12 protein-coding genes are annotated in these 22599 nt (G+C 69.1%); 6 read left to right on the forward strand and 6 right to left on the reverse strand.

The features are described from left to right. Window positions 1–88: 88 nt before the first annotated feature. Window positions 89–3496 (reverse strand): M36 family metallopeptidase, encoded by a 3408-nt coding sequence (locus tag M0G41_RS06850; RefSeq protein WP_248206827.1) that lies wholly within the window; start codon window positions 3494–3496, stop codon window positions 89–91. Between the two features lie 142 nt (window positions 3497–3638). Next, the gene (locus tag M0G41_RS06855; RefSeq protein ID WP_248206927.1) at window positions 3639–4814 is read right to left on the reverse strand and encodes a class I SAM-dependent methyltransferase; all 1176 of its coding nucleotides are present in this window, start codon (window positions 4812–4814) and stop codon (window positions 3639–3641) included. 116 nt (window positions 4815–4930) lie between these two features. Here M0G41_RS06855 and M0G41_RS06860 point away from each other — a divergent pair, with 116 nt between their 5' ends. From M0G41_RS06860 to M0G41_RS06880, 5 genes are all read left to right on the forward strand, one after another. Continuing rightward, the gene (locus M0G41_RS06860) at window positions 4931–5671 is read left to right on the forward strand and encodes a pteridine reductase (RefSeq protein WP_248206831.1); all 741 of its coding nucleotides are present in this window, start codon (window positions 4931–4933) and stop codon (window positions 5669–5671) included. Window positions 5672–6633: 962 nt separating this feature from the next. Beyond that, window positions 6634–7305: a spermine/spermidine synthase domain-containing protein gene (locus M0G41_RS06865; protein WP_248206834.1), complete on the forward strand. Its 672-nt coding sequence runs from the start codon at window positions 6634–6636 to the stop codon at window positions 7303–7305. A gap of 842 nt (window positions 7306–8147) precedes the next feature. Continuing rightward, window positions 8148–8918, forward strand: a complete 771-nt coding sequence (locus M0G41_RS06870; protein ID WP_248206837.1) for an alpha/beta hydrolase — start codon at window positions 8148–8150, stop codon at window positions 8916–8918. Window positions 8919–9199: 281 nt separating this feature from the next. Next, window positions 9200–11257, forward strand: coding sequence for a tetratricopeptide repeat protein (locus tag M0G41_RS06875; protein ID WP_248206840.1), 2058 nt, complete (start codon window positions 9200–9202; stop codon window positions 11255–11257). Continuing rightward, a complete protein-coding gene (locus M0G41_RS06880; protein ID WP_248206842.1) occupies window positions 11254–13089 on the forward strand; it encodes an adenylate/guanylate cyclase domain-containing protein in 1836 nt (611 codons plus the stop codon). Before M0G41_RS06875 ends, M0G41_RS06880 begins: the two co-directional genes overlap by 4 nt. Before the next feature lie 17 nt (window positions 13090–13106). Here the strand turns inward: M0G41_RS06880 and M0G41_RS06885 are convergent, their stop codons facing one another. The 3 genes from M0G41_RS06885 to M0G41_RS06895 form a co-directional block, all read right to left on the reverse strand. Continuing rightward, window positions 13107–14999, reverse strand: a complete 1893-nt coding sequence (locus M0G41_RS06885; protein ID WP_248206844.1) for a TolB-like translocation protein — start codon at window positions 14997–14999, stop codon at window positions 13107–13109. 528 nt (window positions 15000–15527) lie between these two features. Next, window positions 15528–16394 (reverse strand): phosphatase PAP2 family protein, encoded by an 867-nt coding sequence (locus M0G41_RS06890; RefSeq protein WP_248206848.1) that lies wholly within the window; start codon window positions 16392–16394, stop codon window positions 15528–15530. A 30-nt stretch (window positions 16395–16424) separates the two neighbouring features. Next, the gene (locus M0G41_RS06895) at window positions 16425–17282 is read right to left on the reverse strand and encodes a DUF6159 family protein (protein WP_248206851.1); all 858 of its coding nucleotides are present in this window, start codon (window positions 17280–17282) and stop codon (window positions 16425–16427) included. Between the two features lie 119 nt (window positions 17283–17401). Here M0G41_RS06895 and M0G41_RS06900 point away from each other — a divergent pair, with 119 nt between their 5' ends. Next, window positions 17402–18841 (forward strand): dihydrolipoyl dehydrogenase, encoded by a 1440-nt coding sequence (locus tag M0G41_RS06900; RefSeq protein ID WP_248206854.1) that lies wholly within the window; start codon window positions 17402–17404, stop codon window positions 18839–18841. A gap of 48 nt (window positions 18842–18889) precedes the next feature. Here M0G41_RS06900 and M0G41_RS06905 read toward each other — a convergent pair whose 3' ends face one another. Continuing rightward, window positions 18890–22492: an ABC transporter permease/M1 family aminopeptidase gene (locus M0G41_RS06905; RefSeq protein WP_248206856.1), complete on the reverse strand. Its 3603-nt coding sequence runs from the start codon at window positions 22490–22492 to the stop codon at window positions 18890–18892. Window positions 22493–22599: the final 107 nt, after the last annotated feature.

Genomic DNA, 22599 nt, shown 5'->3' on the forward strand with positions numbered 1-22599 from the left:
ATCCCCCTCGAATCCGGATCGCCGGGCGACCGCCGGCGTCCCCGCGGCGCGCCCCTCGCGCCGCGGGGTGTGGGTCATGCTTGCCCGCTCAGGGCAGGCGCAGGATCTGCCCGGTCAGCGGATTGACCTGGTACTCCACCTCGACGCCTTCGATCGGCAGCTGGCTTCCGGGACCGGTGCCGGCATCGGCCTGGTCGCTGACGATCTGGTCGAGGAACACCTCGTAGACGGTCGGCCCGTTGGCAAAGCCGATCACCCGCAGCCGGTAGGTTTCGCCCGGGGTCACCGCGGCGGTGAGGTTCTCGTCCGGCCCGAGGTTGCCCGAACTGGCCAGCTGGTTGCCTTCGGCGTCGAGCAGGGCGAAGTCGAGGTCGGGGTAGGCGCCGCCGGCTTCCGGCGAGGCGGTCAGCGTCGCCACCACGCCGACGGCGCTGTCGCGGGCGACGAATTCGATGTCGACATGATCGACGCCATCGACCAGGTTCAGCCCGGCGCTGCCAAGGGGCACCAATCCGGTGAAACGCTCGGTGTAGTGGAAGATGCGCGCGGCCTCGTTGGGCCCTGCGCTATCGACCGGATCCTGCTGGCCGCGCGCCGGGGAGACATCGAAGCGCGTGCTGGCGCGCACCCGGGCCTTGAAGGTGAACAGCCTGCCCTCCGGGTTGGAGAAAACGAGCCGCCGCGGCGCAGACAGCTCACCGGGGTCCAGCGACTGGTCGTAGGTGAACACCGCGGTGTCGCCCGGGCGCCCGGCGCCGCCGTTGTCGGCGTTGGCGACGCTGACCGAGGGCTCGCTGATCCGGCGGATCTCGAAGCGCAGCGGGGCGAACAGGGCGTCGCTGCCGTCGTTCCTCAGCTGCTGGTCGAAGCTGAAGCTCGCCCCGGTAAACGACAGGTTGCTGGCTCGGGTCGAGACCCGATCGCTGACGTTGCGCGTCTTCAGGCCCACCTTGGCATTGCCGCTGAGCTTGGAGAATCCGACCTGGCCATCACTGCCGCGGCCGATCGCGCGCACCGCATACTCGTACTCGAGGCTGTCCAGCCCCTGCCCCGGGCCACGGCCCAGGCCCTGGCCGCGATCCGCGTAGCGGGTGCCGTCGAGCACGTATTCGACGTGGGTGTAGCCGTTGGTCCGCGCGTCGCCCTCGTAGTACTCGCGACCGGGCACGCCCTCGAAGAGTCGCCGCGGATCACCGCTGCGACGCTTGAGCACCTGGTAGCCGAGCACGCCCTCGACCGGCTGCCACTCGACCGCCACGGTCTCGGCATCGACCACCCGGGCGGTGATCTTCTGCGGCACGGCCGGTGCACTGCGCTGCGCGGTGAACTCGCTGACCGCGGTCGAGACGGTCTGCCGTCCGCCCAGAGGCGCCGCAGAGTGCAGGCCGAGCTCGCGCGCGGCGAAGGCGCGCTCGATCAGCGCGGCATGCCGGCCTCGCGAGCCCGGGTTGGTCGGATCCGACGGATACAGCAGGGAGTCGGCGACCAGCATCGCGTCGCGCGAGCGGACCATGGTGTCCGGGCTGGAGGTGCCGAGCACGTACATGGCGCCGAGGAACAGGCGCTCCCAGACGTCCTTGCCCCGCGGAGCCAGCTGGGTGGGCTGGCCGCTGACCGGATCGGGCCGGCGGAACTGCGGTTCCGGGTACATGCGCAGCATGAACTCGCGGATATCCCACATCGCGCCCGCGTAGATCTCGCCGTCGCGGTGCTCCTCGAACTGGTTGTCACGGGTGCCGAGCTGGCTGTAGCGGATCTGGCTCTGCGCGCTGCGGATGAACTGGTAGGACTCGGGATCACCACCGGCTTCGGCCACCGCCGCGAGCAGGCCGCAGGCGTTGACCGGATACGTGCCAAGGTCCGGCGTCTCGCCGATGGTGTAGGCCCACAGGTCGGCCTGTCCCTCGTTCAGCGCCGGGCCTTCAGGGAAACCCTCGAAACCGGCGATCGGGGTGATCGTGGCATGCGTGCCCTCGTGCATGGGCACCGAGAAGTCGATGGCGAGGTTGTTGAGCAGGAAGCCATGGCCATAGGCGGTCGGGTTGACCACCACTTCCTGCCCACCGATCTCGGTAGCCACCGGGATGGCGAAGGCGTTGTCGAGGCCGAGCAGCTTGTCGAGGAACTGCGGGTCGGAGATGTCCTCCGGCGGCGCCAGCACGTTGGGGATGTGCACCGTGCCGGTCAGCGGGGTCGACTCGTTCGGATAGCTGTCGGGGAAGGCGCCACTGCCGAAACCGCCGGTGCTGATCGCATCACCAGCCTTGTGCAGGTAGTCGAGGTATTCCAGCAGGCCGGTGATGTAGATGAACTGGCTGATGCCGTCCTGCTGCTGCGCCGGCTCCTTGAGGTGGTCGCGTTCGTCGGTGCGACCCTTGACCGGGGCCTCGTCCGCGTCGAAGAAATAGGTGCCGAGCGCGGCCTGGGCGAAGGGGATGCGGGTCGGCAGGGCGCTCTGGATGAAGGCGTGCTGGCCGGTCAGCACCCCTTCGACACCCGATGCGCGATTGCTCTGGTCGAACTTGCGCAGCAGGATCCGTGCCTGCCCCAGCGGCCGGCCGGTTTCGCCGCCGTTCGCGTCGAGCACGGCGCAGTCGCTGCGCAGTGCCGGCGTGATCGCCGGAAAGGTGGGAAAGTAGTCGGCGTACTGCTCGACCGGGGACTCCTGGTAGCGCACCTGGTCGAGCCGCTCCAGCACCCGCCCGCTGCGGGCGTCGATGGCGTACTTGAACAGGCCGAAGGGATTGCGCGAGTACTGGTAGAAGCTCCAGACCAGGCGCGGCTGGGTGCCGTTCATCACCACACGCAGTTCCGGCTGCGGCTGCAGCAGCGGGCCGAGCTGGGACTCGATCGCGGCAAAGCCGGGCTCAAGGACGGCCAGCGCCTCGCTCGGCAAGGTGCGCGCGGCGGAGCGCAGGTCAAGCGAGGCGGCGGAGACCGCGGCGGCCGCGCCGAGACCTGGCTGGGTATCCAACGAGACCTGCGGGAACACCGGACCAAACACCGCGCGAATGCGGTTCTCGCCGTCCAGAACCATGCCGAGGCCGGCGCCCTCGATACGAATGCCATCGACGACCTGGTCGAAGCGAAGCAGCTGGCCGCCCAATGCGGGCCGGCTGAGACGGGCGTTCGGGCGCAGCTGATCGACGCGCAGGCCACCGAACAGGTCGCCGTGGGCACGCACGAAATCGAGCGCCGCCTCCTCGGCCGTGCCTGGGTGCGGATCGCTGACGATGTGGATCAGGCTGTCGAGGGACCCCGACGCCGGATCGAAGCGCATCTCGGCCTCCGGCCAGCGCGCCTTCAGCGCCTCGGCCGCCTGCATCTGGGCTGCGGTTGGCGCCACCGGCGGAACCGCGTCGGTCAGCGCCTGCAGGTGGAAACTTCCCAGGCGCGGCGCCTGGTGCGCATGGCGCTCAAGCGCGGCAGCCGGGGGCAATGCCCCGAGGGCCGCCAGGGTGGCGGTGGCCAGTGCTGTCAGCAACGGACGCTTCATCACGGAACTCCCCAAGGTCGAGTACCCCGAGGATGGCCCCTGGCGCCTTGCGGCTGGACCCGGCATTTCGACTACCCGGCAGCGGGGAAAACCCCCACGCAGCGCGCAGCCGACCCGGGTGCGCGCTGCGCCGCTAAGGCCGTTACAACCGGTTGGACAGGTCGCCCAGCGCGAACAGGCTTTCCACGTCGATGCCGCGCTGCAGGCCGATGACCTTGAAGCGCTCGCCCATCTCGCCGGGCAGCACCAGCTTGCGCGCCTCCTCGTTGCGCCGACGCTGCGCACGCTCGTCCGCGGCCGGCGCGGCCAGCTCCTGCTCCAGCCCATTGCCCAGCAGGAAGCTGGCCTGGGTACAGTAGCCGGCCAGCTCGAAGCCCGCCGCTACCCCGGCCTCGGCCACCGCGGTGAAGTCAACGAAGGCGCTGAGATCGGTCAGCCCGGGCAGGTGGAACGGTTCGTTATGGGCGCGATGACGATAGTGGCAGACCAGGGTGCCGTCGCGGCGTTCGCCCAGGTAGTACTCACGGCGCGGGTAGCCATAGTCGACGAACAGGGCCAGCCCGTCGCGCATCGGGCCCACCACGGCGCGCAGCCACCAGGGCAGCTGGACCAGGGCTTCGGAGCGGTAGCCGCGTGGTAGCGGGGCATCGAGCCGCGATTCGATATTGCGTACGGCTTCGATCAGCATGTTGTCCGCGGGCCGGGTGACGATCCGGAAGGCGCCCTGCTCATCGAGCGCCACGCCCTCTTCCTCGGGGCCGTCCTCGCCGATCACGAAGCGCGTGGTCGGCAGCGCGTCCAGCACCTCGTTGGCGAACAGCACGCCGGACCAGGCCTCCGCCGGCGGGCCGTCCAGCCACTCAAGCCGTTGGAACAGGGCCGGGCTCAGCCGGGCCTTGAGGCGCTCACGCTGGCGCTGCCTGAGGTCGGCGCTGGGTTCGAGAATGCGATAGCGGCGAGGCAGCGAGCCGGTGGCCTCCCAGTGCTGGAGCAGGACCTCGGCCAGCGAACCGCTGCCGCCGCCCAGCTCCACCCATTCCGGCGTATCGAGCCCGGCGAAGGCCCGGGATGCGGCGTTGCCGATACAGCGGCCGAACAGCGGCCCCAGCTCGGGCGAGGTGATGAAATCGCCGGCCTCGCCGAACTTGGTCGCGCCAGCGCTGTAGTAGCCCAGCCCCGGCGCGTAGAGGGCCAGCTCCATGAAGCGCGAGAACGGGATGTAGCCGCCCTCCTCGCGGATATGGCCGGCGATCCCCGCGCGCAGCCGCTCGCTGTGCGCCAGGGCCTCGTCGGAAGGCGGCGGCAGGTCGAGCGGAATCACCGGGAGGTGCCCTGACGGGGGGGCTGCGATAGGTGCTTCATCTCCGGTCTCCGATGCGCGGCGTCAACGCCTTCCCTGCTAACTTGCCGCACAGCTTAGCAACTGGATCACCCATGGCCGCTGATCGACCCGTCGCCCTCATCACCGGTGCCGCCCGCCGGGTCGGCGCCCGCATTGCCCGCCTGCTGCACGCCCGCGGCTTCGACCTCGCCCTGCACCACCGCAACTCGAGCGAGGACATGGCCGCCCTGGTCGCCGATCTCGAGGCCGGTCGCGCGGACAGCTGCCTGGTGCTGCAGGCCGAACTGGGCGAGTTCGATCGCCTTCCCGAGCTGGTTGCCCACACGCTGGGCCGCTTCGGCCGCCTGGACGCCCTGGTCAACAACGCCTCGGCGTTCTACCCCACGCCGGTGGGCGGAATCACCCCGCAGCACTGGGACGAACTGTTCGCTTCCAACGCCCGCGCCCCGCTGTTTCTCTCCCAGGCCGCCGCGCCGCACCTGCAGTCGACCGGGGGCGCCATCGTCAACCTGGTCGACATCTACGCCGAACGCCCGCTGGCCCGGCACCCGGTCTACTGCATGGCCAAGGCGGCCCTGCTGGCGATGACCCGCTCCCTGGCCATCGAACTTGGCCCGGAAGTCCGGGTCAATGCCGTCGCCCCCGGCGCGGTGATGTGGCCGGAGTCGGGCAAGGCCTACACCGACCAGCAGAAGCTGATCGACGCCACCGCGCTCAAGCGCGTCGGCAGCCCCGACGACGTCGCCGAGGCCGTCCGCTGGCTGATCCAGGACGGCCGCTACTGCACCGGCGAGGTCATCCGCGTCGACGGTGGACGCAGCCTGCAGATCTAGGCCCGTTCATCCAGATCTTCCCTGACAGCCACGAGAGCGGGGATTCCTTGCCCTTGGCGCTGGCTTCGAATCCGGCCGCGTCGGTGAAGCGCGCCGAATCGCTCCGGCGCATCCGCTATTGCTCGCCGCCAGACAAAGCCGCGATGGATCGCCCCACCGACGCAGCGGCCCGCCAGCCCCCTGCGCCACCGGACAAGAGCGAGGTCAAGAAGCGGGCCCCCTGAACCGGCATCTTCTCCGGGGTGGTGGCAACGCCCCGGGCGAAGCAGGGGATAGCAATCAGCAGCTGGGTAACCGGCCGGAACCGCCCAGGAGCGCGCGTTCGCAGAGGCAAGATCTGGGCGCAAAGCAGACGTACCGCAGAACCCGAATGTAGGAGCCAGCTTGCTGGCGATAGGCACCCCGGACCGGACGATCGCCAGCAAGCTGGCTCCTACACACGCAACGGCGTTGCCAGGTCCGGTTGGCGCCGCAAATCAGGCCCTGCCGTAGTCAAACTGTGGGAGTGCCCTTGGGCGCGACCGCGGAGTTCCGCCCTGGCCACGGTCTGTGCTGAATCTGGAGCGCTGGGGTCGCGCCCAAGGGCGTTCCCACAGTCGGGCTTCGTTGCGCGTCGGCGAAGCCCCATAGGGTGTGCCTTCGCGCACCGATACGGGCGTTCGGACGGTACGCCCGGTGCGGTCAGCCGCACCCGATGGATGTCTGCTTTGCGCCCAGAGCACCCATCACCGAATCCACGTTCCGGGTCGGCAATTGCCTTCCCGATTCGCCCTTCGCCGACGTCGCATCGATCCGCTACACCGTGACAACGCCCACCATTGGCCCATTTTCGCCTGGCCGTTCTTCAGCCTGCACGCGCATCTCTTTGTGGAGCCTCGAACTCCCAGCCGGCTGCAAGACATCTCGCAGTCCGCGCCGCATCGACTGACAATGGCGCCTGTTTCCCCGACCCGGCTTCCTCGATGAATCGCATGCACCTTCTGGATACCGCGCCGATTCCCGGCGGTGGTGAACTACGCCTGTTCCAGTGCGGTGACATCTTCACGATCAAGATCGCCGGCGGGGGCGATCTGATGAACAGCCAGGTACGCGAATCGGAGAAGGCGCTGGCGCGGTTGCCTTGCGAGCGCATCGCGCGGCGTCGTTCCGCGCGCGTGTTGGTGGGTGGCCTTGGAATGGGGTTCACGCTCGCCGAAGCCTTGTCGGTGTTGCAGCAGGACGCCGAGGTCGTGGTCGCCGAACTGGTGCCTGCGGTTGTGGAGTGGAACCGCCATGTGCTCGGCGGGAAGGCCGGCCATCCGCTGCGCGATCCGCGCACGAGGGTCGTCGTCGACGACGTCGCGCAGGTGCTGAAAGCAAACCGGCGAGGCTTCGATGCGATCCTGCTCGACGTCGACAACGGTCCGGAGGGACTGACCCTGGCTGCGAACGACAAGCTGTATTCGGAGCGCGGTCTGATCAGTGCCATCGAGGCCTTGAAGCCCGGCGGCATACTCGCCGTGTGGTCGGCCGCACCGGCACCGTTCTTCACCCGCAGGCTGCAGCAGTCCGGTCTGCGCGTTGAGGAACACATCGTTCGTGCGCGCCCGAATGGCAAGGGCGAGCGGCACATGATCTGGCTGGCGACAAGCTAGTGTCCTGTCCCGGAAATACATCGCAGAACTCGCTCGGTCTGCGCTGCCGATGCTGCGTTGTTCGGCCGCTGCGCAGCAGCGCGGGCTTTGCCCGCTACGCCTTCGCTGCGCTCGGTCGGCGTCGCCATAGCGCTGCTATGCCTCCTTCTCGCGCCTTGCCTCGACGACGCATCCGCGTCGCGACTTCAACTACGTTCATTCGACGGCCTGTCCAGACCAGGGCGTTGGGGGCTGGCAAGCGCAGGGCAGAGATGGCTGGACCCGGCTCAGAAGAAGGGGGTCTGGCGGGTGGGCGTCTGCGCCGCTCCGGCTCGCTCGGCTGCGCGTCGCTTGGCTGATTTCCGCCTGGACACCACGAACCAGCTTGCCCCGGCAAGAATGAGCGCTGTGATCGCTCTCTAACTCGGCGGCTCGTTCATTGCGTTTCTCCGCAGAGTTCGATGAAGGCCGGGACGACGAGCGGAAGTCTAGCCACACCTATGGCGTCGCCGTCGAGGGATTGCACGACCCGAAGCTGTCGCTGGCGCGGGCCGGGCGAAGACGGAAAGGCACCTGGATGGACATGCATCCGGGAACTGGAAAGTTCAGTCTGAAAGCCTTTCTCCCAACCCTTGACCGGCTTTGCGCTCAAAGTCGCATCATCCGGCCAGGACAAAAGACGGCAATGCGTCGGGGCCCAACCCCGGCCGCCGTCAGCGGCAAATCTGCCCATCGAAGCGCCTTCGGCGACCGCTGCCTCGGAACCAGCGCCTGGGTCCGGGGCAGCGCACCTCGCCCCCCCGCTGCCGCCCGCTTCACATCCCGGAGTGTTCCCTTGCAGAGGTTCGAATGCGGGAAGAGCGATGAAACTGCTTGCCAGTGCGGTGCTGATACTCGTGGTCGCCTTGGGCCTGTCGGGCTGCTACAACCTCGGCGACCGCCGCCAGCCGATTCCGGAGTGGCGGGTTCCCGGCAAGGCCGGCGAGGGTCCGCGAGTGCTGGTGGTGGTCCTGCCGGGTCGCGCAGACAACACGGATGTCATGCGCGAGTACGGCGTCGCGCAGGCCATCCAGGCGGGCTGGCCGGAGGCCGACGTGGTGCTGACGGGGGCGACGCTCGCCTACTACCTCGACGGCAGGTTGGCGCAGCGGGTGCACGGGCAGTTCATCGAGCCGGCTCGGAATCGGGGCTACGAGACGGTGGTCCTGATGGGCGCCTCGATGGGTGGCATGGGCACCCTGCTCGTGGACGAGGCCTTTCCCGAGGCGATCGACCATCTGGTGCTGATGGCGCCCTACCTTGGTCGCAAGCGCGTGATCCGCGAAGTCGACGAGGCAGGCGGCGTGCTCGCCTGGTCACCCGGTCCCAAGCCGGACACGGTGGACCGCGGCAACTTTGATCGCGAACTGCTGTGGCGACGGATCAACCTGATCGCTGCCGACCCGGCGCTCAAGTCACGGGTCTGGCTGGCCTACGGCCGCGAGGATCGACTGGCCCGCGTGATGCCGCTGCTGGAGCCTGCGCTCGATGCCGACCAGGTTCTGGTCCGTCAGGGCGGACACAAGTGGGTGGTGTGGAATGAAGCTGCGACGGAGATTTTCGCCCGGCTCAAGGATCGCTCGGCAGCCCGGTGAGTCGCTGTGGATAGAGCCGCGTCGCTGATCTGTCTGCACCCTGCGAACCGGCGTCCTTTCCGCGGGTCGTCCACTGCGCCCTCCTACAGGCCGTTTCACCCATCTGCTGCAGGCCCCGCATCATGGCGCGCGGCACCGCCAGCGCTGTCCGGATCCGGCACGCGGCCTTGATGGACTGATTGATCCGATCGGGTTGTTGGACCCGACGTGTCTGTCGGCCCGGTGCAAACGGGTATGCGACACTGTGGCCGGCCTTTCGCGGATTCCTCGGGTGAGCGGCGATGGCAACGCGTTACCGCGCTTTCCTCAGCTACAGCCATGCTGACGAGAAACCCTGCGCGCGGCTGCATCGGCGGCTGGAGCGCTTTCGCATTCCACGGGCGCTGCGCGGGAAGAACGGCGCGACGAGCCTGGCGCCGGTGTTCCGCGACCGCGACGAACTGGGCGCGGCGGCGAGTCTGTCCACGGTCATCGAAGAGGCGCTGGACCGCTCCGACGCACTGGTGGTGATCTGCTCGCCGCGGGCCTGTCGCTCGCCCTGGGTGGGCGAGGAGATCCGCCACTTCCGTCGCCGGCATCCCTCGCGCCCGGTGTACGCCTTCGTCGTCGCCGGCGACCCGGGCCAGGATCCTCGACGGCATCCGGATACTGCAGCGATTCCCCTGGCCTTGCTGCTGGCCGATTTGGAACGGCCGGAGGGCCCGCTGGTCGAGCCCCTGGCCGCGGACGCCCGGGACGAGGGCGACGGCTTCGATGCGGCGACGCTGAAGCTGATCGCCGGCCTGCTCGGCGTCGGCTTCGATGAACTGCGGCATCGCGAGCAGACCCGCCGGCAACGACGGCTGGCCCTGCTCACTGCCGCCTCGCTGGCTCTGACGGCAAGCTTCGCCTTCCTCGCCTGGCAGGCCACGGTGGCCCGCGACCAGGCGCGCGAAGCGCAGGCGCTGGCCGAGCTGCAGCTGGAATCCGAGCGCCAGACGCGTGGGTTTCTGATCTCGGTCTTCCAGCTCGCCGACCCGGGTGAATCGAAGGGGAGCGCGGTCACCGTGCGCGAGATCCTCGATGGCGCGGTCGGCCGCATCGACCACACCGAGTTTTCGCGGCCGGCGGTCAAGTCGAGCTATCTGGCCACTCTAGGCCGGGTCTACTCGAGCCTTGGCCTCAACAAACGCGCCGAAGCCATGCTCGGCGCCTCGCTGGAAGCCCTCGGCGACCGGCTCGAGGAGATCGACGCGTGGACCCAGTTCGTCGATGTGCAGATCGAGCTGGCCACGCTGCGCTTCGACATGGGCGACTACGCCGCCGCGCTGGAAGCGCTGGACCGGCTGCAGCAACACGCGGCCCGCCAGCAGCGTCCGCTGCTGGCGGAACAGCTTGCACGCGCCGCGAACGTGCGTGGCGACGTACTGAGTTTTCTCGAGCGCGATGACGAGGCCGCGAAGGCCTATCGCAGCGCGCTCGAAGCCCTGTCCGGCCTTGACGGCGACTCGGCCCTGCTGGCCGGGCTGCGCGGGCACAGCCGCTATGGCCTCGCCCAGCTGGCCATGTTCGCCGGCGACCATGCCGCCGCGGAAACCGGCTTTACCGAGGCCCAGAGCCTGTTCGAGGCGACCCTCGGCGAGCGCCATCCCCGCACCATCGCCACCCTGATCACCCGCGGCTCGAATGCCTACCAGTGGGGCGACCGGCCGCGGGCGCGCGCGCTGTACATGCAGGCACTGGAAGCTGCCGAAACGGTCTTCGACGACGACTCGCCGCAACTCGGCACCCTGCGCAATAACCTCGGCCGCCTGCAGCTGGAGCTGGGGCAGCTCAGCGCCGCCGAGTCGCTGCTGCAGCTGGCCCTGCGCAGCGACCGCCGCCACCGCAAGGACGACTTCGACGACCTCGCCTACCCGCTGACCAACCTCGCCATCATCCGCCTGGCGGACGGCGATCTCGAGGGCGCGCGGCCGCTGTTGCAGGAGGCGCTCGAAGTGACCGCGGCGGGCACACACCCGATGCGCGGCGCTGCGCTCAACCACCTTGCCGATCTTGAGTGCATGGCCGGCCGGAGCGAGCGCGGCCTGGTCCTTGCCGCACGGGCCGAGCAGCATGCGGCAGAGCAGTACGGCGAGGACAACTGGCGGGTGGCCCAGGCGCAGCTGACAGCCGCCTACTGCGGGGCCGCGTCGGGAGCGGGGGTCGAGCCGATCCAGGCTTTATCCGCGCTGCAGCGCCTGCGCACGTCGAGTGGAGGGGAGAGCCCGTTCCTCCTGCGCGCCGAACAGCAGTGGGTGCAGATTTCCGGCTCCGGCGCGGGCGGCGCGGGCACCGGCAACGCGGCGCCCGCGCATTGAGCCGCTCCGAAGATACCGCCGCCGAGGCCCAGGAGGCGGCACGTGCGGCCTTGGCGGCTGGCCAGTTTCCCCGCGCGCTCGAGCGGCTGCGGCCGCACCTTTCCGCCGATTCTCCAGCGGCCCTGCGCTACCTCGCCGCCCTCGCCCACGCCCGGATGGGCGCACTGGCCGCCGCCCGGCGCTGGCTGGCCGGGGTGGCCGAGGCCTGCAGCGATCCGCGTCTGCGCTGCGATGCACTGGCGCTGTCAGGCCGTATCGCCAAGGATGCCTTTGCCCGTCTGCCGGAGGGCGAGCGGAAGATGCGCGCCGCGGACGAGGCCATCGCCGCCTATCTCGACGCCTGGAAGGCCTTCTCGGACCCCTACCCCGGCGTCAACGCCGCGACCCTGATGGCGCTCGCCGGGCGCCGCGAGGACAGCCGGGCACTGGCCCGCCAGGTGCTCGACGGCCTGCTGCGCCGGCAGGAGGCCGCGGATGCCTGGCTGCAGGCCAGCCGCGGCGAGCTGCACCTGCTGCTCGGCGAGCATGATGCGGCCGCCCGCGCCTACGGCGAGGCGGCCGCGCTCAAGGCGGGCCAGCTCGGTGATCTCGCCAGCATGCGCCGCCAGCTGCGCCTGCTCTCGACCACCGAGCCGATGGCCCTGTCCTTGCTCGACCTGCTGTCGGTGCCGCGGATCGCGGTGTTCAGCGGGCACATGGTCGATGCCGCGGATCGACCAACGCCCCGCTTCCCCGCGGCACTCTGCCCCGCCGTCGAGCAGGCCATCGACGCAGAGATCGACAGGGCCGGGATCGGGATCGGTTACGTCTCCGCGGCCTGCGGCGGCGATCTGCTGTTCATCGAGGCCCTGCAGCGGCGCGGCGCCGAGGTGCATGTGGTGCTGCCCTTCGCCAGCGAGGACTTCTGCCGCCTCAGCGTCGACCATGCCGGGGCGGGCTGGCGCGACCGCTTCGAGGCTGCGCTCGCCGCGGCCAACAGCGTCCGTCACGCCGTTGACGAGCGTTACCTGGGCGACGTCAGCCTGTTCGATCACGCCGGCAAGCTGATGATGGGCGCCGCCTGGCTGCACGCCGCACAGCTGCAGACCGACTGCCTGATGCTGGCACTGCTCGACGAGGACAGCGAGCCGCGTCCGGGCGGCACGCGCAGCCTGCTGGAGCACTGGCGCCTGCTCGGCCGCAACTCGCGGGTGATCAACCTCTCCGCGCTGCGCGAGGCCGCCGGAAGGTTGGACAGCCAGCGAGGCGGCGGCGCGCCTGCGGAGCCCGCTCGCCCCTCCGCGCACCGTCGCGAGGTGGTCACCATGCTGTTCGCCGACATGGTCGGCTACAGCCGACTGGCCGAAGAGGACACGCCTGCCTACCTCCAGCATTTCCTTGGCAGGATCTCCGGGCTGCTGGGCAGCGGGGGGACGCCCCCCCGGTTTGCCAACACCTGGGGCGACGGGCTGTTTCTTGTCTTCGACCAAGTCGATGCCGCTGCCGAGTGCGCGCTGCGCATCCGCGACGCGGTGAGCGCCACCGACTGGTCGAAGCATGGCCTGCCGGCGGAAACCGCCCTGCGCATCGGCATGCATTCAGGGCCGGTATTCCGGGCGCGCGATCCGCTGCTCGGGCGCGAGAACTTCTTCGGCTCGCACGTCACCCGCGCCGCGCGCATCGAACCGATCACCCCGCCCGGAGAGATTCTCATCAGCGAGGAATCGGCCTGCCTGCTGGCCGCCGAGCCGGCCGAATCGCTGGCCGCGGACTATGTCGGCCCCACGCCGCTGGCCAAGCGTTACCGGCCGGCAACCCTTTATCGCCTGCGCCGCCGGCACGAGACAGGCTGAACCTGCCGTTTGCTCGCCTACTCGAAGCCGTCGCCAAATACCGGCGGATCCTGGATCGGCCCGCGCATGACCAGAAGATGGTCGGCAATGTTGTCGCTTGCCGAGAGCAGCGCGATCTGCCGGCCGTCCCCGGACAGCGCCGGCTGCAGGGCAAACTGCGTATAGGACTCGCCGTCGCCTAGGGCAATGGAGAGCGCGCGGGTGCGCCCCTGCTGCAGGTCGCGCACCGCCAGCACCGTGCCGGACATGCCCGCCTGGACCTTGAGCTGGCTGTCGCCGGTCTCGAAGGCTACGAAGCGGCCATCGGCCGAGATCGAAGGCCGCGCGCTGTCGGCATCGGTGGCGCTGCCGTCATCGCGCAGACTGGCGCGCTGCGTGGTGCCAAGGCAAAGGTCGCGGACGAAGATGTCGGTCGCGCCGTTGAGGTCGCCGGCGACGAGATTGCCCGCCGCCGAGCGGAAGGCGATGCGGCAGCCGTCAGAGGAAATGCTCGGCTGGTCGGAGTCCCCGTCGCCCAGCGCGCCGTCGCTGGCGAGGCTTGCCAGAACCGGAATCTCGCTGGCGACATCGAGGCGGAACACGTTGCTGCGATCGAAGGCCGTGCCCTGCGTGGTCAGGTCCTTGTCGCTGACGAAGGCGATGCGCGTGCCGTCGCGGCTGACATCGGCCTCGGTCGGGGGCGGCGCGTCGAAGAACGGTCCGCCGATCGGATAGCTGCCCAGCGTGTAGCGGAACGTGCGCCCGGGCAGCGGGCTGCGCACGACGACGCCGAGGTAATGCTGGTAGCTGCCGACTCCGCCGGTCTGGGTACAGGAGAAGGCCACCGTATGGGCCGAGTCGCCAAGGCTGGGATCGTTGCAGGCCAGCCCGGCGAACAGGGCGCCGCCGTTCAGGGCCTCCAAGGCGCCGGTGGAGAGGTCGCGCAGGACGATGGCGCGGCGCCCCAGCGCGCCAATGCCCGGCAGGTTGGTCGCCGAACTGGCGAAGACCACGTGGCTGCCGTCGGGTGCCACATCCGGCTCGCCCGATTCGTCGTTGGCTGCTTCGCCATTGCCGTTCCGGCTCAGCAGCTGGACCTGGCCGATGCCGCGGTCGAACAGGAAGACGTCGTTGTGGTTGTTGAAGTCCTCGTTGCGGATCGCCGAGGAGGAGGATTCGAAGGCCACGAGGCGGGCGTCTCCGGACAACGCCGGGCGCTCGTGACCTCCAGCCACCGGCCGGGCAAAGCGGTCGCGGCTGACGATCTGGGCCAGTCTCGGGCGACCCAACACCCGCGCAAGGCAGGCCGACCCCGGATCGTTGGCGGTGCCGTTCCAGCGGCCGATGTAGGCGCCGCCGGCGAAGCAGAAGTACTCCCCCTGGTGCCCATCAACGTCGCCGCGCCACAGGGTGCCGCCGTCCTCGGCGATGAACACGTCGCTGCCCAGCGGCTGCGGCGTGCCGCCCTGCAGCAGTCCGTACAGACCGACCAGGCGCAGCCCGCCGGCGAAGTCGAAGAACATCCACTGGTAGCTGCCATCGCTGAGCATGTCGCCGCCGGCGAAGGGGAAGTTGTAGCGGATGGCGGTGGCGGCGCCGTCGAGGTTGCGGCCCATCAGGCCGATGACCGCATCATCAGGTACGTCGACGCTCTCGAAGGTCTCACCGTTGTAGGGCGGGCTCGGAAGCTGGCAGCCGGCGAAGTCGCGCAGCGGCTGGTTGCTGGCGGTCTGCGGGCCGACGAAGCGGACGCCGTCGCGGATCACGAAGGCCTGCTGGGCTGAGATGTCCGGGCAGGACGTGAAGGCCTGCTCGGCCAGCCAGGTGCCCTGGTCGATGCGCACCGAGCGCCGCTGGGCGTCGACATCCATGCTGGCCAGCAGCAGGGCCAGCGCGAAAAGGCATTGCAGCCGGGATCTGATCACGCCCATGCGGGTCTCCGATTCTGCGGTTGCGCAGCGGACGCGCCCGCGCAGGGACGCGCTGTTGGCAGCCTACACCTGCCCGCAGGTGGCTGCCATGCAGGAGTCGCCGGCCCACCTCCGCGGCCCACCCAGACCTACAGGCTCTCGGCCCTTGCGGCGCCGTCAACGCCCCGCATTGCCGCGTCGATGGCGGGCGCAGAATCCAGATCTGACGAGGCGTTCGCGCGCAGCGGATCTGGGCGCAAAGAAGACATTCATAGGGTGCGGCTGGCCGCACCGGGCGTACCGTCCGAACGCCCGTATCGGTGCGCCAAGGCACACGCTATTGGATTTCGCCCACGCGCAGCGAAGCCCGACCGTAGGAGCGCACATGGGCGCGACCGCGGCGTGGCGTATTCACCACAGACCGTGGCAAGGGCGAACCTCCGCGGTCGCGGCCATGTCCGCTCCTACGAAAAGCCCGCCCATCCGAGGCCGCGGCGAACGGCAAATATGCGCCCGATCTTGACCTTCAGCCGAGCCTTCTTGATCGGCTTACCAGCGGGCCTCGACCACCAGGGCAGGCGCGTCGCCCTGCCAACGCAGCGCAACGGCCTGTTCGCGCTGGGCGGTGTTGAAGCGCACCACGGCCTTGCCGATGCCATAGCCGATCAACGAGCCGGCCAGCACGTCGGAGGCCCAGTGCTGATCCTTGCGCATGCGCGACAGGCCGGTCAGCGCGGCCAGGCCATAGGCGCTCCAGACCACGGCCGGCCGATCCTCGTAGTGGCTGGCGATGACGCTGGCGACGGCAAAGGCCTCGGTGCTGTGGCCGGACGGGAACGCGCGCCGCGACTGGGCATCGCCTCCGAAGGCATTGAAGTCGCCCGAATCACCGTCGAGGAAGGGCCGGGCGCGACCGAAGGCCTTTTTCAGCTTCGAGGTCACCAGCCCGCCGGCGATCACCGCCGAAACGAAGGCGTCGACGCCAACCGCCTTGGCCCGTTCGTCCTCCTGCCACCAGCCCCAGCCATAGAAGCCGGCTGCGAGCAGGTGGGTGGTGCTGCGCTCGCCCAGACGATCGGCGCGATGCAGCAGGCTGTGGCCCCCGGGCGTCGGATCGACGGCATCTCGGATCGGCTCGTCGAGCACGGCCACGGTGGCCGCAATGGCGAGCACGCCAAGCCCGGCGCGACGCCAGTCACGGGCGTCCATGCGCGCCGGAGTCGAGGCGAGGTGCCAGAGCAGGCGGCCGCCCTGCCGGAAGAACCGCGGTGAACCGGGCAGCTCGACCTCGGGGTGCTCGGCAGCGCCCGGCGCGGGCTCGTTCACGGGCACGTCCGATGCCGCACCCATGGCCGGCAGGTAGGGCATCAGCGGACCGCGCCAGGCAGCCTCCGCCGACCCGGCAAGACAGCACATCAGCAGTCCCGCCACGCCGCGCAAGGCGGCCTACCCCTTCTGCCTGAAGGCCGCGCCGAGCTGGCTGGAATCGAAGCCCTGCGGGGCCTCTCCTTCGCTGGCGTAGCGGTAGAGGGCGGCCGAATAGATGCCGCTGAGTGCGGCCTGCACCAGACCCAGCAGCAGGGCGATGATCACCGTCAGCACGCCGATGCCGACGGCCACTGCGGGCATCTGCTGGACGCCGGCCAAGATCGCAAGGCCACCGCCAAGCAGGATGACCGCGAAGAGCAGCAGGCCGCCCACGGCGCCGATCCCGGCGTTGCCGACCAGGTTCTCGCCCCAGGTGCGCTTGAGCATCGAGGCGCTCTGCTTGAGCGCCTCGATCGGACCGACGTTCTGCGCGACCAGCACCGGCACGGCGAGGAAGGTCGCCACCGTCCAGGCCACGCCGAGCAGCCCGGCCACCCAGCGCCCCAGCCAGCCGGCACGCTGCTGCAGCGCGCGCAGCAGCAGTCCGACCGTGGCGGCGATCAGCGCATAGCCGAAGATCGCACCGATCCGCGAGAAGGCGATGCGGAAGCCGTCGGCCACGGTCGGGTCGCCCCCCTTCAGTCGGATCATCGCCGCACCGACCAGGGCCGAGTTGAAGAAGAAGATGACGAAGTACTGGGTCAGATAGAACGCAAACGTCCACAGCGCCACGGCGACGCTGCCGCCCTCCTCGCCCCATTGCCGCTGCAGGGCCTCGGGACCGCCGATCAGGCCCAGCGGCAGCAGGAAGCTGGCCGCAACCAGCAGGGCCGCAACCGAGCTGATCAGCGGGAACACCAGCAGCTCGCTGTCCGAACGCAGGACCGCGGCACTGGCCTTGATCAGCGACCAGCTGCGCGAAAGGGTGGCGAACATGGGCGACTCCGGCGCGAAGGCTGACTGTCGATGATACGCCGGCGACGGCGCGGGCTTGTCGCGCGCCGCTGGCGGCGGCACCCTCGGGACTGGATCCGGACACGAGACGGAGAGTGGAGATGGCCGAGCGCGAAGTCGACGTGGCGATCATCGGCGCCGGCACCGCGGGCATGACCGCGTTCCGGGCCGCCCGCGAGCACACCGACGATGTCTGGCTGATCGATCCCGGTCCGCTTGGCACGACCTGCGCCCGGGTCGGCTGCATGCCGAGCAAGCTGCTGATCGCCGCGGCCGATGCCGCCCACCATGTCGAGGCAGCCGCCGGCTTCGGCGTCCACGCCGGTGCGCCGAGGATCGACGGACCGGCGGTGATGCAGCGCCTGCGCGCCGAGCGCGATCGCTTCGTCGGCTTCGTCCTTGAAGCGGTCCAGCGCTGGCCGCAGGAGCGCATCCTGCGCCAGCGCGCCCGCTTCGTCGCGCCGATGACCCTGCAGCTGGAAGGCGGGGAGCGCCTGCGCGCCGGGCGCATCGTCATCGCCACCGGCTCCTCGCCCATCGTTCCACCGGACTGGCGCGAGGCGCTGGGCGATCGCCTGCTGACCAGCGACGACGTCTTCGAATGGACCGATCTGCCGCGCTCGCTGGCCGTGGTCGGCGCCGGCGTGATCGGGCTGGAGCTGGGCCAGGCGCTGTCTCGGCTCGGCGTGAAGGTGAGGATCCTCGACCGCGGTGGCCGCCCCGGGGGCCTGACCGACCCGCGGGTGCTGGAGCACGCCCGCGGCCTGCTCGCCTCGCGCCTGCCGCTTGCGCTGCAGGCCAGCGTCGAGCGCGTCGAACGCGACGGCGAAGGGGTGCGGGTCTGCTGGACGCGTGATGGCCAGGCTCACGAGGAACGCTTCGATGCCCTGCTCTGCGCCATCGGTCGGGCGCCCAACCTGGATGGTCTCGACCTCGACGCCGCCGGCTTGCCGCGCGACGCGCGCGGTCGCCTGCAGGCCTCGGCGGATACCGCCCGGGTCGGCGACAGCGCCGTGTTCGTCGCCGGCGACGCCGGCACCCGGCGCATGCTGCTGCACGAGGCCGCCGACGAGGGACGGATCGCCGGCGACAATGCCGGCCGCTATCCCGACGTCCGCGCCCATCCGCGCGGCACCGGCCTCGCCGTGGTGTTCAGCGATCCGCAGATCGCCATTGCGGGCCGCAGCCACGCCGAACTGGAGGCCGACGGCGTCGAGTTCGCCTGCGGGGCGCTCGACTTCGACGACCAGGGCCGCTCGCGGGTGATGCGCCGCAATGCCGGCCTGATCAGGGTCTATGGCGAGCGCCACACCGGCCGTTTCCTCGGCGCCGAGATGATCGCCCCGGCCGCCGAGCACCTCGCCCATCTTTTGGCCTGGTCAGTGCACGCCGGCATGACCGTGCAGCAGATGCTCGACGCGCCGTTCTACCACCCGGTCATCGAGGAGGGAGTGCGCAGCGCCTTGCGCGAACTCAACCGCGCCCTGCTGATGGGCCCGCCGCCTATCGAACGCTGCCTGGACTGCGGCCCCGGCGCCTGAACCTTCCGCTGGCCCGGGTTGCCGGGGCCAGCGGACGTCGCGCCGCGCCTACAGGTCGACCCTGCGCCGATTGTCATCCGGCACCCGGTCTATCAGCTTGTTGTACGGATCGATACCGGCATCGAAGGGCTCGCCGTCGACCACCACCTCGATGGTGCCGGTCTCGGCATCGATGCGATGTTTCGACAGGTAAAGGACGCGCTCATCCGCCTCCTCGCCGCCGGGCGGACGGGCGAACACGCCGATGTCGACCTCGTGGCCCAGCGCCAGCGGCGATTCCTTGCCCTTGCCATCGGCCTCGACCTTGCCGGCGTGGTACTCCAGGGTCACGGTGTACTTGCCGTCGTCGCGCTTGACCGCCTTTGCCGATTTCAGGCGGTGGTCGTAGAAGACGATCTTCTCGAACAGCTCCTCGATCAGCGGATGGTGCTTCGGATCGGTGTCCTCGCGCAGGTAGGCGAGGAAGTCCGCCGAGTTCGTGTATGGCGCCGACTGGAAGCCCTTGTCCTCGAGGAAGCGCTTCAGGGTCGCATTCAGCTTCCGCTCGCCGATCGCGTCCTTGAGTGCATAGAACACCAGCGAGCCCTTGCGGTAATGGATGTAGGGCTGGTTCTCCACCCGGTACAGCGGCACCTCCTCCAGCAGCTCGCTGCTGCGCCCGGAGAGGTAGCGATCCAGCTCGTACTTGAGGAAGCGGCGCATCTTGTGCGGGCCGTACTCGCGCTCCATGACCATCAGCGCCGAGTACTGCGAGAGCGATTCGATCAGCATGGTCGAACCCTGCTGGCCGGCGCCGACCACCTGGTGACCCCACCACTGGTGGGCGATCTCGTGCGCGGTCACGTAGAACACGTAGTCGATGGCGTCCGGGTCGCGCAGGTCGGCGATGAAGCCGATCGACTCCGAGAACGGCACCGTGTTGGCGAAGCTCTGCGCGAAACTGGCGTAGCGCGGAAATTCCAGGATGCGCATCTGCCGGAACTGGTAGGGCGTGAACTCGCTGTTGAAGTACTCGAAGCTCTTCTTGCTGGCCTCGACCATGCGCTCGACGTTCCAGTGGTGGTCGGGATGGTGGTAGACCTCGATGTCGATGCCATTCCAGCGGTCGCGTCGCACCTCCCAGCGCGCCGACAGCCAGGCGGCGAAGTTCACGATCGGCGCATCCATCTTGTAGTGGAAGTGGCGGCGACCGTCCTCGGTCCATTCGCGCTGCAGGTAGCCCGGGGCCAGGGCGATCTGGTCGGGGTCGGTGGAGACCATGGTCTCGAACTCGATCCAGTCGCCGTCGTCGCCGAACACGTAGTTTCCGCGCGCCGACTCGTCCTCCAGCTTGGGCATGCGCTCGGCCTCTTCAAGACCCCGCTTCTTGCGCTCGCTGCGGTCGAGCAGGCGGCGGCCTTCGTTGTAGCCGAACGAGGGCAGGAAACCGCTGTTGAAGAAGGTGCCATTCTCGACCACCTGGGTCTGCCCCGTGCCATTGGAGAAGCCTTCCGCGTCAAAGCGCAGGCGGAAGCTGAACTCGCGTGACTCACCCGGCTGCATGGGCGTATCCAAGGCGTACTGCCAGACGCCCTGGTCGCGGTCCTCCTTCGTCAGGGTGGCGCCGCCGAGCTCGATCTCCAGCTGCTCCAGCGAGGGCTGGATCTCCAGATGCAGCATCGGGATCGGCGAGTCGTGCGGGTTCTCCACCCGATATCGCACCAGGCTGTCGACGCGACGGTCCGCCGGATGGATGTCGATATCGGTGAAGATGGCGCGGATCTTCGGCTGGGCGAGGTCCTTGAGCGCCGCATAGGCCTTCTCGTACTCGGCCTGCCGATCCATGGCCTTGTCACCGGGCAGGTAGGCATCGATGCCGGTGCGCTCGGCCAGCACCATGGTGTTCCAGTAGACGAAGCTGCCGATGCCGATAAAGGCAGCCAGCGACACGGCCAGCGCGCCACCGGTGGCCGGCGTCAGCCGGCGCCTGGCCTCTCGAAGCCGCTCGCGGAAGCTGGAGCGGTTGCCACGTACCCAGAACAGCAGGCCGAGCACGAACAGCACGGCCACAAACGCACCCCAGTAGCCGCGGAACCACAGATGGCCGACCAGGAAATGGCCGAAGCCGTTCATGTCGGAGTACGGCACGCCCGGCGCGCCCATCGGACGGTACAGGTTGTTTTCGAGGTTCAGCACGCCCATCACGATGCGGCTGGCGATGTAGACCAGCATCAGCAGGTAGCCGATCGCCTTGCTGTTGGTCAGCACCATCAGGAACAGGGCCAGCACGCCCATCATCGCGAAGGGCAGGCAGGTCAGCAGCATCTGCTGCAGGTAGAGGCCGAACTCGAACTCGTAGTATCCGCGGGCGATCTGGTTGATCAGGGCGGCGAGGATGCCGACCGAGTAGAAGGCCAGCACCACGGCGACCAGGGCAGTGGCCTTGGCCGCGAAGGGAATCCAGTCGGCGTTCGGATAGGCGTCGGTGACCTCTGCGATGCGCTGGGCGCGCTCGCGGAAAACCAGCTCGCCGGCGTAGAACACCACGACGATGATCAGGAACAGCGAGAACGAGCCGGCGATCAGCTCGCTCATCCGGCCCGTGGTCGGATAGATGCTCGTGCCGAAGGTCTGATCACCGAAGTACAGATTGACGACCAGGATCATCAGGCCGATGGCCAGCATCACCAGCAGGGGCACGCCGCGGAGCACGCCCTTGGTGTCGAACCAGGCCTGGTGCAGATACTGGCGGAACTGGGCGCCGAAGCCGCTGGCCAGGCTGGCCGTCGGCACGCTGATGGCCGCGCGGCTCCCCTGGGATACGCCGCCCTTGGCCTCGGTTTCGCGCTTGCGGCGCCGCCCCCAGGTCAGCCCCTCGCGATCGGTTCGGAACAGCCGGTAGGACAGCCACACCAGAGCCAGGCTCACGCCCAGCCAGAGCAGGCGATTGGCCAACAGCACTCCGTTGACCGTCGGGGTCCGGGTATTGCCCTCTTCCGCCGACCAGTAGCGGGTGACGTCATTGATCGCCTGCTGACCGAAGGGATCGAGCAAGGCGCCGATCCAGCGCGTGTCGAGGTCGGCGGTCAGGGTGCCGGTGACGATGCTGATGGCGAAGTAGGCGATCACACCGATATACGTAGCCAGCATCGATCGCGTGCTGACCGCGAGGCAGAACAGCAGGGCGGCCACGAACAGCATGTTCGGCAGCAGCAGCACGCCATAGGTCCAGACATACGGTTCCAGCGTCGTCGGACCAAGCCGGTCGGCGTCGACCCAGGGCATGGCATAGCCGGCGAGGATGCCGAAGCCAACGAAAACCATGACCGCGAAGGTGGCGAAATAGCCGCCGAGGAAACGCCCCAGCAGGTAGTCACGCTTCTTCACCGGCGTAGTGAAGAACAGCTCGGCGGTGCGGGTATCGAAATCGCGCAATGCACCGCCGGCGACGAAGATCACCACCAGGAACATGGCGATCACCGCGAAGCCGTTGAGCAGGCCGATGATCACGGTGGGCGCGTTGCGGTAGACGTTGCCGATCGCCCCACCGAGCTGGACCACGTCGGAGGAGCTGGCACCGAAGGCGAGCAGGCCGAAGATCAGCGCCACCACCCAGAACACCGGGTTGGCGAACTGCTGGCGAAGCTCGAAGGCAAGGATGTGACGAAGCATGGCGGGTCCTCGAATCCGGCTCGGGGCCGGGCTGCGCTCGTAGAGCCGAGCTTGCTCGGCTGCCGTGTCCGATGCCGACGTGAGACCGGACCATTCACCGCAGCAAG

This window comes from Pseudomarimonas salicorniae (assembly GCF_023156535.1).
Lineage (GTDB): Bacteria > Pseudomonadota > Gammaproteobacteria > Xanthomonadales > Xanthomonadaceae > Pseudomarimonas > Pseudomarimonas salicorniae.

Bases quoted from the DNA above. Each gene is read 5' to 3' on its own strand.
- M0G41_RS06885 (WP_248206844.1), bottom strand. From the start codon at position 14,999: ATGGGCGTGATCAGATCCCGGCTGCAATGCCTTTTCGCGCTGGCCCTG.
- M0G41_RS06900 (WP_248206854.1), top strand. From the start codon at position 17,402: ATGGCCGAGCGCGAAGTCGACGTGGCGATCATCGGCGCCGGCACCGCG.
- M0G41_RS06905 (WP_248206856.1), bottom strand. From the start codon at position 22,492: ATGCTTCGTCACATCCTTGCCTTCGAGCTTCGCCAGCAGTTCGCCAAC.
- M0G41_RS06850 (WP_248206827.1), bottom strand. From the start codon at position 3,496: ATGAAGCGTCCGTTGCTGACAGCACTGGCCACCGCCACCCTGGCGGCC.
- M0G41_RS06860 (WP_248206831.1), top strand. From the start codon at position 4,931: ATGGCCGCTGATCGACCCGTCGCCCTCATCACCGGTGCCGCCCGCCGG.
- M0G41_RS06870 (WP_248206837.1), top strand. From the start codon at position 8,148: ATGAAACTGCTTGCCAGTGCGGTGCTGATACTCGTGGTCGCCTTGGGC.
- M0G41_RS06875 (WP_248206840.1), top strand. From the start codon at position 9,200: ATGGCAACGCGTTACCGCGCTTTCCTCAGCTACAGCCATGCTGACGAG.
- M0G41_RS06890 (WP_248206848.1), bottom strand. From the start codon at position 16,394: ATGTGCTGTCTTGCCGGGTCGGCGGAGGCTGCCTGGCGCGGTCCGCTG.
- M0G41_RS06895 (WP_248206851.1), bottom strand. From the start codon at position 17,282: ATGTTCGCCACCCTTTCGCGCAGCTGGTCGCTGATCAAGGCCAGTGCC.
- M0G41_RS06865 (WP_248206834.1), top strand. From the start codon at position 6,634: ATGAATCGCATGCACCTTCTGGATACCGCGCCGATTCCCGGCGGTGGT.